This is a genomic window from Streptomyces sp. RLA131 (genome assembly GCF_056270125.1).
The window spans coordinates 586,729-601,187 of sequence record NZ_JBWDOQ010000002.1 but is presented as its reverse complement, the minus strand read 5'-3'; the positions used below and the strand labels follow the sequence as shown (position 1 = coordinate 601,187).

The window sequence follows — 14,459 nt, the reverse complement described above, 5'->3', positions numbered from 1 at the left end:
GGGAGTCTCGAAGCATGAGAACCACGGATGAGACCCGGACCGGAGCCGAGAAGCCGGCTGTGCGCTTCGACACCAAGATCGCCGTACTGCTGCGTGACGACCTGGAGCCCTGGCAGCGGCTGAATGTGACCGCCTTCCTGGTCAGCGGGCTCGGCACGGTGTCACCCGAGGTGATCGGCGAGCCGTACGCGGACGCCGACGACACCGCCTATCTGCCGATGTTCCGCCAGCCCGTGCTGGTCTTCCAGGGGACGAAGGAGACGCTGACCGCCGCGCACGGCCGTGCGCTGTCCCGCTCGCTGCCGACGGCCGTGTTCACCTCGGATCTGTTCGGAACGGGCCACGACCGGGAGAACCGGGCCGCCGTGAAGGCGGTGGGCAGGGACCGGCTCGATCTGGTCGGGATGGCCGTCCACGGGCCGCGCAACGCGGTGGACAAGGTCCTCAAGGGTGCGCGGATGCACCCCTGAGGCCGGCCCGAGGCCGAAGAGGGGCTGTCCGAGGGCGTCAGGCCTGGTCCGTGGCGCATTCGGGATGGCCCCAGCCCTTTCCGACCTTGGTGATCGGGGCGCCCTTGGCATAGGGGCGGGAGCAGGGGCAGGTCCCGGGGTAGCGCGCCGAGATGGTGCGGGATCCGCCCCCGGGCTTCCTGGCCGCGGAGTTGGCTGCGGAGCCGGCTGCGGAGCCTGCGGTGCCGTTGGCGGCGGGCCGCGCACCGCGCGCGGAGGCCGGGCCGACCGGGTCCGGTACCGGCAGGTCGGCGCCGGTGCCCCCGGCGGCCTGCTGGCTGCGCGCGGCGTCGCTGGCGGCCTTGTCGGCGATCGCGTTCAGCGGGTCGCCGTCCGTCTGGTGCGCGCGGACATAGCGGAAGGTGACGTCCCGCCCTTCGAGCAGTTCGTCGATGCGCTGGATCAGCTCGCGGTTGGCGACCGGCTTGCCGCCGGCGGTCTTCCAGCCGTTGCGCTTCCAGTTGGCCAGCCACTTCGTCACCGCGTCGCGGGTGTACGTGCTGTCGAGGCGTACCTCCAGCGGCGCGGCGGGGTCCGTGGCGGCCAACAGTTGCTCAAGGGCGGTCAACTCGCCCACATTGTTGGTGTTGTTGCCGAGGGGACCGGCCTGCCAGCGCTGCGGTACCCCGTGGCTGTCCGCGACCACGAAGGCCCACGCCGCCGGGCCCGGGTTGCCCTTGGCTGCTCCGTCACACGCTGCGATGACTCGTTCGACCATGCCCCGATGATGCCAGGTCGTGGATCACGCCGATCACGCCGATCACGCGATCACGTCCGTCCGCCGACCGCTTCACGGCCCGTACCTGACGCGGCGCGGTGTACTGCCGGTCGTGCCGAGGAGCCGGGTCGTTGTCGCCGGGATCGTCGCGCCCTGGCCTGACGCTCCGTCACCGCGCGCCTGTGGCGCACGCCGTACGGGCGGGGCGCGCAGCACACCGCCCCGCGGTCCGCTGCGGACCCCGGGGCGGTTCGCGAGGCAGCGAGGACGGCTGCCTGGACGTTGGCAGTCGCCCCCGCTGGTCTCTGATCGACGCACAGCTCTGGTTCAGCAGTCGCCTACCAGTCGTTCCAGTTGTTGTTCCAGTCGTTCCAGTTGTTGTTCCAGTTGTTCCAGTGGTTCCAGTTGTGGTTCCAGTTGTTGTGCCAGTTGTTGTTCCAGTCGTTGTTCCAGCGGTGGTTCCAGTTGTTGTCCCAGTCGCCGCGGTGGTTGTTCCAGCCGTCGTGCCCGTCGTGGTCGCCGTGATCGTGGTCACCGCGGTGGTCGTACGGCTGGGACGCCGAAGTCGCATGGGCCGGTGCCGCTGAGGCGGTAGCAGAGGTTGCCAGAACTGCTCCGCCGGCCAGTGCTCCTCCTGCGGCCGCGAGCGCGCAGATCCGCTTGAGGTTGGTTGCGTGCATAAGCCTTACTTCCTCTGGGTTCCCGTAGCCCGGGTCGAATACCGGGGCGGCGTGCTTCCGATGAATCCCGCCTGGCCGGGCGCCGCGCGATCGTGAGCGCAGCCTCATCCGGTATCGGGCGGCCTTCCAGGTGGCCCGGATGCGTGGCCTCATCGTGCTGTTTCACGAATTCGTGGGCCTTCGACGCATCGTCTCCACAGTAGTCACATTTGTCCCGAATGTGCCAGTGGAGGCATTGCATGCGGCTGTGCAGGGCCGTGGCGAAGGTGGTGTCGACCGTTGCGACATGGGCGGCGGACGTGCTCGTCACCCTGCGGGCGTGCTCTGCGAGGATGTCACCGTTCACCTCGCGACGAGTGGAGCCGCCGGCGATGCGACGGCCCGGGCGCGTGGTGCCGGACAGTGGATGTGAGGTGCGGACAGGTGCCGGACAGCGAGTCCCGCCGGTCGGATCCCGGTGGATCGCCGGTGGTGGCCGGGGGAGAGGCTTCCGTCGTCCCGGGAGCTCCGCTCCGGGGCGATCGGCAGGCGGACAGTGCTGCCGCGGCTGCCTCCGCGGCCCCGCCCCGGCCGTCACCGGCGTTGAATGGTAAGGGTGTTGGGCGGGCCGTACGCCGATGGCTGGGCGGCTTCGTCGTCCTGGCCGTGCTCGTGTTCCTGTTCTGGCTGCCGTGGTGGGTGTTGCTGGCCTCCGGCACCGACTGGCCGTTCCCGGTCGTCGTGGCGGGCACGGCCCTTTTCGGGGCCGGGCCGCTGCTCTTGCCCGTGATGATGGTGCTGGGGCACGGCCGCGGGAGTCTGGACCGGGCGGCCGTCGTCGGCGACAGCATCCTCGGGGTGATCTGGGTGCTGTTCGCCTGGTCGGCGCTGGGCGGCGTGCTGCGGCTCGCCCTGTTCGTCCTCGGTGTCGGCGACCGGGCCGTGGCCAGGGCTGTGGCCGTGGGGGTCGCCGCCATCGCGCTCGGGCTTCTGACCTGGGGGTTCACCGAGGCGATGCGCCTGCCCCGGGTCAGGCGGGTGGATGTCACCGTCCCACGGCTGGGCCGCGGCCTGGACGGTACGCGGGTCGTCGTCCTGGCCGACACCCACTACGGGCCGATCGACCGCGCGGGATGGTCGGCCCGGGTCGCCGACGCCGTCAACGCCCTCGACCCCGACATCGTCTGCCACGCGGGCGACATCGCGGACGGCACGCCGTCCCGGCGCCGGGAACAGGCCGCGCCGCTGGGAACAATGCGCTCACGGCTGGCCAAGGTGTACGTCACCGGCAACCACGAGTACTTCGGTGAGGCCCAGGGGTGGCTCGACCACATGGGGCAGCTGGGCTGGGAGTCACTGCACAACCGTCATGTCGTGGTGGAGCGCGGCGGCGACCGGCTCGTTCTCGCCGGTGTGGACGACGTGACCGCGGCGTCCTCCGGGCTGGCCGGTCACCGTACCGACCTGGCGGGCGCGTTGGCCGGCGCGGATCCGGCACTGCCGGTACTGCTCGTCGCCCATCAGCCCAAGCAGGTGGGGCAGGCCGTGAGCGCCGGGGTCGACCTCCAGGTCTCCGGGCACACCCACGGCGGGCAGATCTGGCCCTTCAACTTCCTCGTCCGCCTCGATCAGCCGGTGGTGCAGGGCCTGAGCCGGCACGGGGACCGGACCCAGCTCTACACGAGCCGGGGCACCGGCTTCTGGGGACCACCGTTCCGGATCTTCGCGCCGAGCGAGATCACTCTCCTCACACTGCGGTCGGCGGCGTCCTGACCCTGTAGTACCGCGGTACTACGCGCTCCCCTCGAACGACCCCGGGGTACGACGGATTCCGGGTCGGCGGCTCCTAACGTGGCAGGTGAGGAGGCCCGGTGACGGGCGGCACCCGAACGTGAGGGAAGAACGATGATCGAGGCGCAGCAGCTGACGAAGCGGTACGGGGAGAAGACGGCGGTGGACCGGCTGGACTTCGTCGTCAGGCCCGGCACGGTCACCGGCTTCCTGGGCCCGAACGGCGCGGGCAAGTCCACCACCATGCGCATGATCGTCGGCCTGGACGCGCCCACCGCCGGCACCGTGACGGTCAACGGCAGGCGTTACGACCGGCACAGCGCGCCCCTGCAGGAGGTGGGCGCGCTGCTGGAGGCGAAGTCGATCCACCCGGGCCGGTCCGCGTTCGACCACCTGATGGCGCAGGCCCACACCCACGGCATCCCGCGCCGCCGGGTGGACGAGGTCATCGAGCTGACCGGGTTGCAGACCGTGGCCAGGAAGCGCGCCGGCGCCTTCTCCCTCGGCATGGGCCAGCGCCTGGGCATCGCGGCGGCGCTGCTCGGGGACCCGGCCACGATCATGCTCGACGAGCCGGTCAACGGACTGGACCCCGAGGGTGTGCTGTGGATCCGCAACCTGCTCACCGGGCTCGCGGCGGACGGCCGTACGGTCTTCGTCTCCTCGCACCTGATGAGTGAGATGGCGCTGGTCGCCGACCACCTGATCGTCGTCGGACGCGGCCGTCTGCTGGCCGACACCACCGTGCGGGAACTGATCCGCCAGGCCGGCGGCGACACCGTGACCGTGGGCTGCGACCAGCCAGCCCGCCTGCGCGAGGTCCTGGCGGGCGCCGGCGTCGAGATCACCGGCGAGGCCGGCTCCGAGGAACTGCAGGTGACCGGGGTGTCCGCGCGTGAGATCGGCATCAAGGCCGCCGCAAACGGCATCGCCCTGTTCGAGCTCAGCTCCAGGACCGTCTCCCTGGAGCAGGCGTTCATGGACCTGACCCGCGACGCCGTCGAGTACCACGGCACCACCACCGTCGAGGCCCCCGGGAGGGCGGCATGAGCACCATGACCGTGACCGACAGCTCCGCGCCCGCCCCAGCCCCCGCACCCGCGGCACGTCCGCCGTACAAGGTCACCGGGCGCCGGGTGCTGCGCTCCGAGTGGTCCAAGCTGTGGTCCCTTCGCTCCACCTGGATCACCCTCGGCCTGGGCCTGCTGTTCCTGATCGCGTTCGGCGTGATCTCCGCCCTGCAGTACAAGTCCGAGCTCGACTCCGGTCGTCCCATGCACCCGGACGAGGTCGGGGCCACCGCGCTCAGCCTCTCCGTGTTCGGTGTGAACTTCGCGCAGCTGGCCCTCGGGGTACTGGGCGTACTGGTCACCGCCGGCGAGTACTCCACCGGCATGATCCGCTCCACGCTGGCCGCGGTCCCGCGCCGCCTGCCGGTGCTGTGGTCCAAGGCGGCGGTGTTCGGCCTGGTCGCCCTGGTCCTCGCCACCGTCGGCCTGCTCGTCGCGTTCCCGATCGCCAGTGGCATCGTCTCCGGCACGGACGCGGCCCGCTCGCTCTCCGACTCCGGCGTGATCCGCAGCCTGCTGGGCGCGGGCCTCTACCTCGGCCTGGTCGGCGTCATCGGCACCGCCCTGGGCGCGCTGCTCCGCTCGGTCGCCGGCGGCATCGCGGTCCTGGTCGCCGCGCTGATGCTGATCCCCGGCCTGATCTCGCTGCTGCCCACCTCGTGGCAGGACAACATCAGCCCGTACCTGCCCAGCAACGCGGGCGAGTCGATGTTCGCCCTGACCCACGACTCCACGACCCTGTCGCCCACCGCCGGGCTCCTGGTCTTCCTCGGCTGGACCGCGCTCGCACTGGCAGGCGCCGCCTACCGGCTCGTACGCACCGACGCCTGACCCCGGCACCCCCTCCGCCCGGGCGGGGCGGCCACCCGGCCGGACCCCCCCCGCCCGGCCGCTTGAGCCACGATGGACAGGTGACACCCATGAGCACGCCACCCGCAGCGGCAGACCCCCTGTGGAGTCACCCCCTGGTCAGCGGGCTGTCCCGGCTCGGCCAGCGACTCAAGGAAAGCGACCAGAACCACCCGTGGATCCTGGACGCGGGCCTGGTCGCCGCCATGGTCCTGCTGTTCTGCCTGCCGGACCTGGGACACCACGGCGGCGGCGGCCGGTCCCACGACCTCGACCTCGACTTCACCCATCTGCCCTGGCCGGGGACGGTCGCGCTGCAGGCCGGACTGGTGCTGCCCCTGCTGTGGCGCCGCAGAAGGCCGACCGTGGCCTTCTGCGCGATCGCCGCGGTGTTCCTCGTCCAGTTGGTCCTGGGCGTCTGGCTGCGCGCGGACGTCGCCGTGCTGATCGCCCTCTACAGCCTGGCACTGCACGGCCGCCTCCGGCATCTGCCGGTGGCCTGCGCCGTCACAGCCGGCCCGCTGGTTCTGGTCGTCGTGCGGCTGCCGCAGGAAGTGTCGATCCTGGACGCCCTGTTCTTCCTGGTCAGCACGATCATCGCCGCGGTCGCGCTCGGCCTGGCCATGCGCATCCGGCGCGCCCAGCTCGCCGGCCTGCGCGAGCGCGCGGCCCGACTGGAGATCGAACGCGACCAGCGCAGCAAACTGGCCGCCGCGACCGAACGCACCCGCGTGGCCCGCGAGATGCACGACATCGTGGGCCACAACCTCTCCGTCATGATCACCCTGGCCGATGGTGGCGCGTACGCGGCCGATGTCGCCCCCGAACGCGGCAAGCAGGCGCTGCTGCTCATCGGTGACACCGGACGCCAGGCCCTGGGCGAACTGCGCCGCACGCTCGGCGTACTTCGGGAGCAGACCTACACCCCCGAGCTCAGCCCCCAGCCGGGCATCGCGGACATCGGGAGCCTGTGCGCGCGCATCCGCGCCGCCGGTCCGCAGATCGTCTACCGCACCGTCGGTGAGCTGGGCACCCTGGACCGTGGCGTCCAGCTGGCCGTCTACCGCATCGTCCAGGAGGCCCTCACCAACGCCCTCAAGCACGCGGGCCACGACACCCGGGTCCAGCTGACGCTGACCGTCGAGGACACGCGTCTGCACATCGACGTCCACGACACCGGCCCGGGCGCTGCGACCGGCAACCCCGGACAGCCCCACGGAGAAGGACACGGACTCGCCGGCATGAGAGAACGCGCGGCCCTCTACAACGGGACCGTCACCGCGGGCCCCGTCCCCGGCGGAGGCTGGGCGGTACGGACCGCCCTCGACCTCACCCCCCTTCCCGGCCTCTCCGACACCGGTGGTGGTGCGGCGTGACGACCGTGCTCATCGTGGACGACCAGCCACTGCAACGCCTCGGCTTCCGCATGCTCCTGGAGAGCACCCCCGGGACCGAGGTCGTCGGCGAGGCGGACCACGGCGGCGAGGCCGTCCGCAAGGCCGCGGAACTGCGCCCCGACGTGATCCTCATGGACGTCCGGATGCCCGGCATGGACGGCATCGAGGCCACCCGCCGCATCGTCGCCTCCGGTGACCGCTCCCGCGTCCTCATCCTGACCACCTTCGACCTGGACGAATACGCCCACGCGGCGCTGCGGGCCGGCGCCAGCGGCTTCCTCCTCAAGGACGCCCACCCCGAAGAACTCCTGGCCGGGATCCGCGCGGTCGCCGGGGGCGACGCCGTCATCGCCCCCGCACTGACCCGCCGCCTGCTGGACACCTACGCCCAGCACCTGCCACGCGAACCGTCGGGCCGGACGGCGGCCGACAACCCCAGAGTCCGCGACCTGACCGATCGCGAACACGAGATCCTGGTCGCCATCGGCCAGGGCTGGGCCAACCGCGAGATCGCCGAGCGGCTGTTCCTGTCGGAGTCCACCGTGAAGACCCACGTCGGCCGCGTCCTGGCGAAAGTGGGAGCCCGCGACCGTATCCAGGCCGTCATCCTCGCCTACGACCTCGGCCTCGCCCGCCCCAACGCACCCGACCAGCGCGAGTGACGGCGCTGCCTCGCCAGTCCGTCCGGCGTGCGTCGCCGTGCTGCTGATCCCCGTACTCGCCGCGCTACCGGCGCTCGGTCGACCGGGCCCGACCCCGTCGTGTGTACGGCTGCTGGCCGCACTCGTCGACGATCCGGCGACTCCGGCCGGGGCCGGGGTGCCCGGCCTGCTCCGCGCCGTCGCGCGCGGGGACCGCGACGACCATGGGCCCCTTATCCCTCCCGCACCCGGAACAGCGGGAGCCGGCCCTCGACGATGTCCCGTCGGGGCAGCCGCAGCCCGAAGTGTTCCTCGATCACCAGCATGCTCAACCGCTCTGCGCGGGCGCCGGGTCGCGGCCCAGCGGGAAGGACCCCGGCCTGTTCCAGCGCCGGGACCAGCAGGTCGGGATCGTCTCCCCGCCGCCGGGTCTCTTCCCCGATGCCGAAGGAGCAGATGTGCACCCCCGCCTTGTAGTGGGCGAACTGTGACGGCGGATGCCAGGGGGTCAGCGAGAAGTTGACCACCTCCGCCCCGTCGCGCGAGGCGGCCCGCAGCCCGGCCGTCGTGCTGCCGGCCGCCTCGCCGTACTCGACGGCGAAGGACCAGTCGCCGGCCCGGCCCACCCTGGCGACACCGAGGACGCCCGAGGTGGCGAGCGCGTCCGCCGCGTCCTGCCCGGAGGACATCGGCGGCTCCTGCCCGGGGCGAGCTCCCAGACGTGAGACGAGATCAACCGGCTCGACGCCGCGCGCGAGCGTCACGCAGTCGACCAGGTACGGCTCAAGAAGCCATCCGATACCACCTGCCAAAGCACCCTCCCCATCCGCATGACCAACCTCCCCCATCATCCCCGCGGGCCGCTCGGCCCGTGGGCCGGACTCCCGGTGTGGTTCCCCATGCCGTGGCATCAGTTCCGGTCAGCCGTCCGGCCGTACTCCGCGTTGATCGAATTCCCCGGTGCCCGGCGATCCCGGGGTGGCAGGATCAGGTCGTGAGCGTTGATCCGCTGCTGACCCGTGCCCGTGGCCTGTGGGAGGCCCTGGCCGCTGTGTCCGTGTCTTTCGCACCGGCCGGCGGCCTGACGGTGGTCGCCTCGCCCGAATCGCTTCTGTGCCCACCGTCCTGGGTCGGCATCGTGGTGCTGGGCGACGCGGCGATCGTCACCGCGCCGACGGACAGCGCCGCGCACACGCTGAGCCGGGCGATGGCCTCGGTGCCGACCCGCTCGCTCACCAGTGCCGAAGCGGTCCGGACGGTGCTGCCCGTGACCGAGGTGCTCGGCCCGGCCACCCTGGGATACCTGTCCCGGGACGACTTTCGCCCCGCACGGGCCGACCGGGCGATCGGGCAGGTGGCCCCCGGGCATCGCGACCTCCTGGCGTTGACGGAGTCGGCCGGACCGGAGGATGCGGGCGAGAGCGGAATGGAGGAGATCACCTCCCCAGCGTTCGTCGTGCGCGAGGGTGCGGACGTGGCGGCCGCAGCGGGCTACCGAATCTGGCCGGCCTCGACCGCGCACGTCAGCGTGCTGACCTCTCCGCGGTATCGGGGCCGCGGACTGGGCCGGCAGGTGGCCTCCGCGGCGGTGGCGCACGCACTGGGGGCGGACCTGCTGCCTCAGTGGCGGGCCCGGCCGCCGGCATCCCGTCGGGTCGCGACCGCACTGGGCTTCCGGGAACTGGGGACGCAGCTGAGCATCCGCCTGTGCCTGGACGAGCTCGCCGCGGACAGCTGAACTCTCCTCAGTCCGCGGCCGTGTTGACGCCAGGCCCGGGCCCGGGCCCGGGCGCGGGCGTGAGGCGGAAGTGGTGCGGGACTCGGGGTGGGAGCATGAGGGATGCCCGAGACATCCGTACTCATGGCCGCCCGATGGCCGCTCGTGCCGTCCAGGTGTACCGACTGGCTGGTTGAGCCGGCCGGTGACGGCATCACGGGATTCATGCCGCCACCGCTGCCCGAGGCGGCCTGGGTGCTCAACGCCATGTACGAGCACGAACAGGGCCCGACCGATGTGTCGTACGACCAGTACCACCGGGCCCGGTTGGCGGACGGCAGCATTGATCCACGCATCGTCGCGGGCATCGATGTCGAAGCCGTGGGCGTCGCGACGGGGGGCGGCCTGGGCCGCGCCGGACATCCTGGCCCCGGCTGGCGGCGGCTGCGCCGGGCCGAGCTCGCCCGGCGGATCGGCGACCCGATCGTGGCCGACGGCCAGCTGCCCTCGCACCGCTGTTTTCCCTCGGCGAGGAAGGCGGGCAGCTGGCCACTCGGCATCAGGCCGCCCGCGGAGGGCAGTTTGGACCGTGAGACCTGGAACAGGCTGATCGGGATACTCACCGGGTTCGGCCCGGCGGGTGCGAACACCCGCTGCCTGGCCTACTACTCCCCGCTGATGTTCGGGGACACCGACTTCGAGAACCTGCACGTACGAGCCGGTCGGCTCGGCGATGCCGCGATCCTGTACGACAACCCCGATGCCGGGTTCAGCCCCTCCAACCTCTGGGCCGAGGACCGGTCATGGGTCGCCTGCACCGGCTACGACCTGTGGGCCACGAAGGTGGCCGGCCCCGCACCGCTGGTCGAGGCTCTTCTGCGCGACGCCGAGATCGAGGCGGTCCGGCTGCCCTGGGCCCCCTGAGCCCGGGCCCGCAGCAGCGGCGGGGCGGCGACCCGGCGGGTCGCCCGTCACGGACGCCGGCACAGCGCGGGATCGGGATGGTCGGTGAAGCCGAGCGCACGGTAGAGCGGTTCACCCTCGGGAGAGGCGTACAGGTCCACTCGGGCGACCTCGCGTTCCCGGAACCAGTCGAGCAGGCCCCGCATGACGGCGCTGCTGTGGCCGCGCCGTCGGTACGCCGGATCGGTGACCACGCCGATCACGTGCCCGATCCGGCCGTTGCGCAGGTGCGGGCCGGGCAGCCGTTGCTCGATCGTGCCGATGCCACAGGCGGCGAGCCCGTTGTCGCCGTCCACGACGAGGATCCGCACGGCGTCCGCTGTCAGTTGTTCCTTCAGTACGGCGGCAAGGGTGTCGCGCCAGTCGTCGTCCGCCGAGGCGGGGTTGAAGAAGTCGCCGCCGAGGGTCTCGAACAGCAAGGCCCGCAGGCGTACGAGCTCCGCGACATCGTCCTCCGCTGCTTTCCGCACGCGTAACATGTAATGACTGTAGGGCAGCTATGACACTTACGGCAAGGACGGTTCACGGCAGCGGTTCCGCTGCGACGCCGGCGATGACCGTGGTCACGACCTTGCGCACGGCTCCGGCCTCCGGCGGGGCGCCCTTCCGGTCGGCGAACAGCAGGTGCCCGGCGCCGATCAGGGTGGGGGCGATTGTGTCCACGTCGGCGTCGGCCGTGATACGGCCCAGCTCGCGTTCGGCGGTGAGGTAGGCGGCGATCATCGCCGTGGCCTCCGTCAGGACCGGGATGCCGGACGGCGTGGCCTGGCGCAGCCGGGCACGCAGTTCGTCCCGGGAGGTGACCAGGCCGACGATCGCCACGGCCACTGTCGCGAACAGGTCCGTCAGCGCACCGGTGACGTTGCCGGCGACGGTACCGGTCCCGGCCAAGTCGCGCAGGGCGGCGGCCTGGTTGTCGATCCGGCCGATGCGGTCCCGTACGAGTTCGGCGAGGAAGGCGTCGAAGTCGGTGAAGTGCCGGTGCAGGACGCCCTTGGCGCAGCCCGCCTCGGTGGTGACGGCCCGGCTGGTCAGTGCGTTCGGCCCGTCCCTGAGCAGGACGCGCTCGGCGGCGTCGAACAGCTGCTCGCGCACGTCGCGGATGGCTACCCCTGTTGGCACCGTACGGCTCTCCTTCTCTCGCGGGGCCTGGTCGGCCCTGTCCCGTTGACGAGTGGGCACTCGCCCACTACCGTGGGCACATGCCCACTCTACCCCCGGCGCGAGCCCGCCTTTCAGGGAACGAGTCCCACCAGTACCGGCAGGCCGCCGAGTCGTTCGGTTCGGACGCCGACCGTTACGACCGGGCCCGGCCCCGCTATCCCGACGCGCTGATGGACCGGATCGTCGCCGGCAGTCCCGGGCCCGACATCCTCGACGTCGGCTGCGGGACCGGCATCGCCGCCCGGCAACTCCAGGCGGCCGGCTGCCGAGTGCTCGGGGTCGACCCCGACGCGCGGATGGCCGACCTGGCGCGGCGGTTCGGGGTCGAGGTCGACGTAGCGACATTCGAAGCCTGGGACCCGGCCGGCCGGGAGTTCGACGCGGTCGTCGCCGGCCAGGCCTGGCACTGGACGGACCCGATCGCGGGAGCCGCCAAGGCCGCGCGGGTGTTGCGGCCCGGCGGCCGACTGGCCGCGTTCTGGAACGTGTTCCAGCTGCCGCCCGACGTGGCGGAAGCCTTCGCCTCCGTCTGCCGGCGGGTGATACCCGACTCGCCGTTCAACCTCCAGGCGATCACGAAGCAAGCCCTGGACGGCTACCAGGTGTTTCTCACCAAGGCCGCCGAAGGCATCCGGCAGGCGGGCGGTTTCGGCGACCCGGAGCAGTGGCGATTCGACTGGGAGTCGACCTACACCCGGGACGCCTGGCTGGACCAGATGCCCACCCACGGCGCACTCACTCAACTCCCTTCCGACAAGCTGGCGGACGTGCTGGAGTGCGTCGGGGCCGCTGTCGACGCGATGGGCGGCAGCTTCACGATGAGCTACGCCACGGTGGCGGTCACCGCGGCCCGAACCGGCGGCGCCTGACGCGGTGAGACCTTCGCGTGCCGGGGGTGTCCCTGACCGCGGTGCACAGGAGAACGCATGGGCTTTCGCCTTGAAAGAGGGACGTTGGGCTTCCGTGACAAGACGGACGCCGCTCTCCCGGAAACCGGCCTCGCGGCGTGCCGCACCGCGTGGCACGCCGCGGCCCGAGCCGCGCGCGGCGGCCGGACCGGAGAGTTCGCGGAGCGGCAGTACCCGCAGAACTTCCACACCGCCACGATCAACGATCTCGACGGCCGGCACGTCGTGTTGTTCCATGCCCACCAGCCGCTGACCGCCTTCGTCACCGGTCGGCAGTACTGGTACACGGACGAGTTCCGGGAGGCCCCGGCCTGGGCCGGCACCCTCGCTGAACTGGGGTTCGTCGTGTTGAGCGCGGCACAACTGCACTCCCCGCTCATGGACGCGGACACCTCGGCCCTGTCGGCTGCCGAGTGGCAGCAGATCAGGCGTTGGCGGCCCGGGAGTCTCGGCGCGGCACTGTTCAACTCCTGGGACTGACGGCCATGACGGCCATGACGGCCATGACGGCCATGACGGCGACCGGGGCGACCGGTCCGACTACCCGCGCGAATCCCGCTCGGTTGCCTCCGCCGCCTCGGCGACACGCCTGATGTTCGCCAACCGCCGATCCCAGTCGGCCGCGAGCGAGGCCATCCACCGCGCCGTCGCGTCCAGCGCGGCGGGCCGCACCGCGTACCGCACCTCACGCCCGACCCGGCTGCCGGAGACCAGCCCGGCGGCGTCCAGGACGCCGAGATGCTTGACCACCGCCTGCCGCGAGACGGGAACTCGTTCGGCGAGTGTCGTCGCGGTGGCCTCGCCCTGTGCGGCGAGCAGATCGAGCAACTGACGTCGCGTCGGGTCGGCCAGCGCGACGAGGACGCTGTCGACCGCCTCGACGGCGCCGTGGCGGTCCTCCGTCACGCGGATCGCTGTTCGGCGCGCGTCCTGAGCGCGTCGAACACCTGCGGCCAGCCGCCGGTGTTGTCCTTCACCGCCTGGTGGCGCAGTTCCTCGGACCCGGCCAGCGCCGCGAACCCGCTCTCGACGACACGGAGTCGCGTCCCGCCGCCCTCCGGGGTCAACGTGAACTCGACCAGGGTGCTGTTGTCCTCGCGCAGCTCCTGCCCGGGGAACGCGCTGGCCCAGCGGTACGCCAGGTACGTCGGCGGCTCGACCTTCTCCACGCGCACCGGGAAGTCGCCGAACTCGGCGTTCTTCGCCACCATCGACTCGCCTTCCACGGCGGCGGTGCCGGGCAGACCGGCCGGGTCGGCCACCCAGAACCCGGGCTGGGCCACCAGCGACCAGACCCGTTCCAGGGGTGCCGCGATCAGGGTCTCGCGTTCGATCCGGTCCTCGCTCATGAGGGGACTCCTTCGTCGGTCACCATTGTGTGCAACCCCAGAGTTGCACGTCGGAGTCTCCAGGTGCAACCCCGGGGTTGCGCTGGTGTGGTGGTCAAGGAGTTCCCGCATGAGCGCGGGTGTGGTCAGCGTGCGGCTGCCCAGTCGGCCACGGTCGTGACTTCCGCCTGGGCGGGAAACACCTTTTCCACCAGTACCCGGTGCACCTCCGGGTCGGCGTCGAGGCATCCGTCGGCCAGGACGGTGAGGCCGAAGTCCAGGTCGGACGCCTGGCGCACGGTGGACAACACGACGCCGCTCGTCGCGATGCCGGTGAGGACGAGGTGGTCGATGTCGCCGGCCCGCAGCACCATGTCGAGGTCGCTGCCGGCGAAGGCGCTGACGCGTCGCTTGGTGACGAGGATGTCGCCGGGCTCGGGTGCCACGTCCGGATGGACCTGGGTGGCCTGGTCGCCGCCGGCCGCTCCCGTGGCGCGCCCGAGCATCGGGCCGAACATCTTGTTGCGGGTGCTGACCTCCGGGTACCCGGCGCGGAACCCGACGGTCACATAGATCACCGGGATGCCACCCGCCCGGGCGGCGCCGATTGCCTCGCGCAGGCGCGGCAGGTAGGCCGGATCGGGATAACGGTCGACTATGACGCGTTGGACATCCATGACGAGAAGAGCCTGCTTGGCCACTGTTGCCTTCCGTACCGCGGAGGTAAGTCATCGCTTGATTACTT

General features: G+C 71.6%; 19 protein-coding genes. 11 read left to right on the top strand and 8 right to left on the bottom strand.

The genetic code is table 11. The features are described from left to right. Window positions 1–14: 14 nt before the first annotated feature. Window positions 15–470 carry a DUF2000 family protein gene (locus RWE79_RS03495; RefSeq protein WP_475938514.1) on the top strand — a complete coding sequence of 152 codons (456 nt, stop codon included), beginning with the start codon at window positions 15–17 and terminating at the stop codon, window positions 468–470. Between the two features lie 37 nt (window positions 471–507). Here the strand turns inward: RWE79_RS03495 and RWE79_RS03490 are convergent, their stop codons facing one another. Next, window positions 508–1,227: a ribonuclease H family protein gene (locus RWE79_RS03490; protein ID WP_475938513.1), complete on the bottom strand. Its 720-nt coding sequence runs from the start codon at window positions 1,225–1,227 to the stop codon at window positions 508–510. A 338-nt stretch (window positions 1,228–1,565) separates the two neighbouring features. Next, window positions 1,566–1,907 carry a hypothetical protein gene (locus RWE79_RS03485; protein ID WP_475938512.1) on the bottom strand — a complete coding sequence of 114 codons (342 nt, stop codon included), beginning with the start codon at window positions 1,905–1,907 and terminating at the stop codon, window positions 1,566–1,568. Window positions 1,908–2,046: 139 nt separating this feature from the next. On the opposite strand from RWE79_RS03485, the gene RWE79_RS03480 reads away from it, so the two are divergent. The 6 genes from RWE79_RS03480 (at window position 2,047) to RWE79_RS03455 (ending at window position 7,655) form a co-directional block, all read left to right on the top strand. Next, on the top strand, window positions 2,047–2,319 hold the full coding sequence (locus RWE79_RS03480; RefSeq protein WP_475938511.1) for a hypothetical protein: 273 nt from the start codon (window positions 2,047–2,049) through the stop codon (window positions 2,317–2,319). Window positions 2,320–2,489: 170 nt separating this feature from the next. After that, window positions 2,490–3,659 carry a metallophosphoesterase gene (locus RWE79_RS03475; RefSeq protein WP_475938510.1) on the top strand — a complete coding sequence of 390 codons (1,170 nt, stop codon included), beginning with the start codon at window positions 2,490–2,492 and terminating at the stop codon, window positions 3,657–3,659. Window positions 3,660–3,791: 132 nt separating this feature from the next. After that, window positions 3,792–4,727, top strand: a complete 936-nt coding sequence (locus RWE79_RS03470; protein WP_475938509.1) for an ABC transporter ATP-binding protein — start codon at window positions 3,792–3,794, stop codon at window positions 4,725–4,727. Further along, a complete protein-coding gene (locus tag RWE79_RS03465) occupies window positions 4,724–5,578 on the top strand; it encodes an ABC transporter permease (protein WP_475938508.1) in 855 nt (284 codons plus the stop codon). The genes RWE79_RS03470 and RWE79_RS03465 overlap by 4 nt, the downstream gene beginning before the upstream one ends. Before the next feature lie 89 nt (window positions 5,579–5,667). Next, window positions 5,668–6,972, top strand: coding sequence for a sensor histidine kinase (locus tag RWE79_RS03460; protein WP_475938507.1), 1,305 nt, complete (start codon window positions 5,668–5,670; stop codon window positions 6,970–6,972). Next, complete coding sequence (locus tag RWE79_RS03455; protein ID WP_475938506.1) at window positions 6,969–7,655, top strand: response regulator; 687 nt, start codon at window positions 6,969–6,971, stop codon at window positions 7,653–7,655. The genes RWE79_RS03460 and RWE79_RS03455 overlap by 4 nt, the downstream gene beginning before the upstream one ends. 212 nt (window positions 7,656–7,867) lie before the next feature. On the opposite strand, the gene RWE79_RS03450 is transcribed toward RWE79_RS03455, so the two are convergent. Continuing rightward, a complete protein-coding gene (locus tag RWE79_RS03450) occupies window positions 7,868–8,482 on the bottom strand; it encodes a DUF6461 domain-containing protein (RefSeq protein ID WP_475945567.1) in 615 nt (204 codons plus the stop codon). Window positions 8,483–8,628: 146 nt separating this feature from the next. Between RWE79_RS03450 and RWE79_RS03445 the strand changes: the two genes are divergently transcribed. Together RWE79_RS03445 and RWE79_RS03440 are read left to right on the top strand one after the other, a co-directional pair. Beyond that, window positions 8,629–9,372: a GNAT family N-acetyltransferase gene (locus tag RWE79_RS03445; protein ID WP_475938505.1), complete on the top strand. Its 744-nt coding sequence runs from the start codon at window positions 8,629–8,631 to the stop codon at window positions 9,370–9,372. A gap of 102 nt (window positions 9,373–9,474) precedes the next feature. Beyond that, window positions 9,475–10,275: a hypothetical protein gene (locus RWE79_RS03440; RefSeq protein ID WP_475938504.1), complete on the top strand. Its 801-nt coding sequence runs from the start codon at window positions 9,475–9,477 to the stop codon at window positions 10,273–10,275. 47 nt (window positions 10,276–10,322) lie between these two features. Here the strand turns inward: RWE79_RS03440 and RWE79_RS03435 are convergent, their stop codons facing one another. Both RWE79_RS03435 and RWE79_RS03430 read right to left on the bottom strand, forming a co-directional pair. After that, a complete protein-coding gene (locus tag RWE79_RS03435; protein ID WP_475938503.1) occupies window positions 10,323–10,793 on the bottom strand; it encodes a GNAT family N-acetyltransferase in 471 nt (156 codons plus the stop codon). 43 nt (window positions 10,794–10,836) lie between these two features. After that, window positions 10,837–11,436, bottom strand: coding sequence for a TetR/AcrR family transcriptional regulator (locus tag RWE79_RS03430; RefSeq protein WP_475938502.1), 600 nt, complete (start codon window positions 11,434–11,436; stop codon window positions 10,837–10,839). 80 nt (window positions 11,437–11,516) lie between these two features. Between RWE79_RS03430 and RWE79_RS03425 the strand changes: the two genes are divergently transcribed. Then, window positions 11,517–12,347: a class I SAM-dependent methyltransferase gene (locus RWE79_RS03425; RefSeq protein ID WP_475938501.1), complete on the top strand. Its 831-nt coding sequence runs from the start codon at window positions 11,517–11,519 to the stop codon at window positions 12,345–12,347. Window positions 12,348–12,404: 57 nt separating this feature from the next. Next, window positions 12,405–12,866: a hypothetical protein gene (locus RWE79_RS03420; protein WP_475938500.1), complete on the top strand. Its 462-nt coding sequence runs from the start codon at window positions 12,405–12,407 to the stop codon at window positions 12,864–12,866. Window positions 12,867–12,926: 60 nt separating this feature from the next. Here RWE79_RS03420 and RWE79_RS03415 read toward each other — a convergent pair whose 3' ends face one another. The 3 genes from RWE79_RS03415 to RWE79_RS03405 all read right to left on the bottom strand — a co-directional run bounded on the left by RWE79_RS03415 (window position 12,927) and on the right by RWE79_RS03405 (window position 14,415). Further along, window positions 12,927–13,292: an ArsR/SmtB family transcription factor gene (locus RWE79_RS03415; RefSeq protein WP_475938499.1), complete on the bottom strand. Its 366-nt coding sequence runs from the start codon at window positions 13,290–13,292 to the stop codon at window positions 12,927–12,929. Continuing rightward, window positions 13,289–13,735 (bottom strand): SRPBCC domain-containing protein, encoded by a 447-nt coding sequence (locus tag RWE79_RS03410; RefSeq protein WP_475938498.1) that lies wholly within the window; start codon window positions 13,733–13,735, stop codon window positions 13,289–13,291. Before RWE79_RS03410 ends, RWE79_RS03415 begins: the two co-directional genes overlap by 4 nt. 125 nt (window positions 13,736–13,860) lie before the next feature. Continuing rightward, window positions 13,861–14,415, bottom strand: a complete 555-nt coding sequence (locus RWE79_RS03405) for a cysteine hydrolase family protein (protein ID WP_475938497.1) — start codon at window positions 14,413–14,415, stop codon at window positions 13,861–13,863. Window positions 14,416–14,459: the final 44 nt, after the last annotated feature.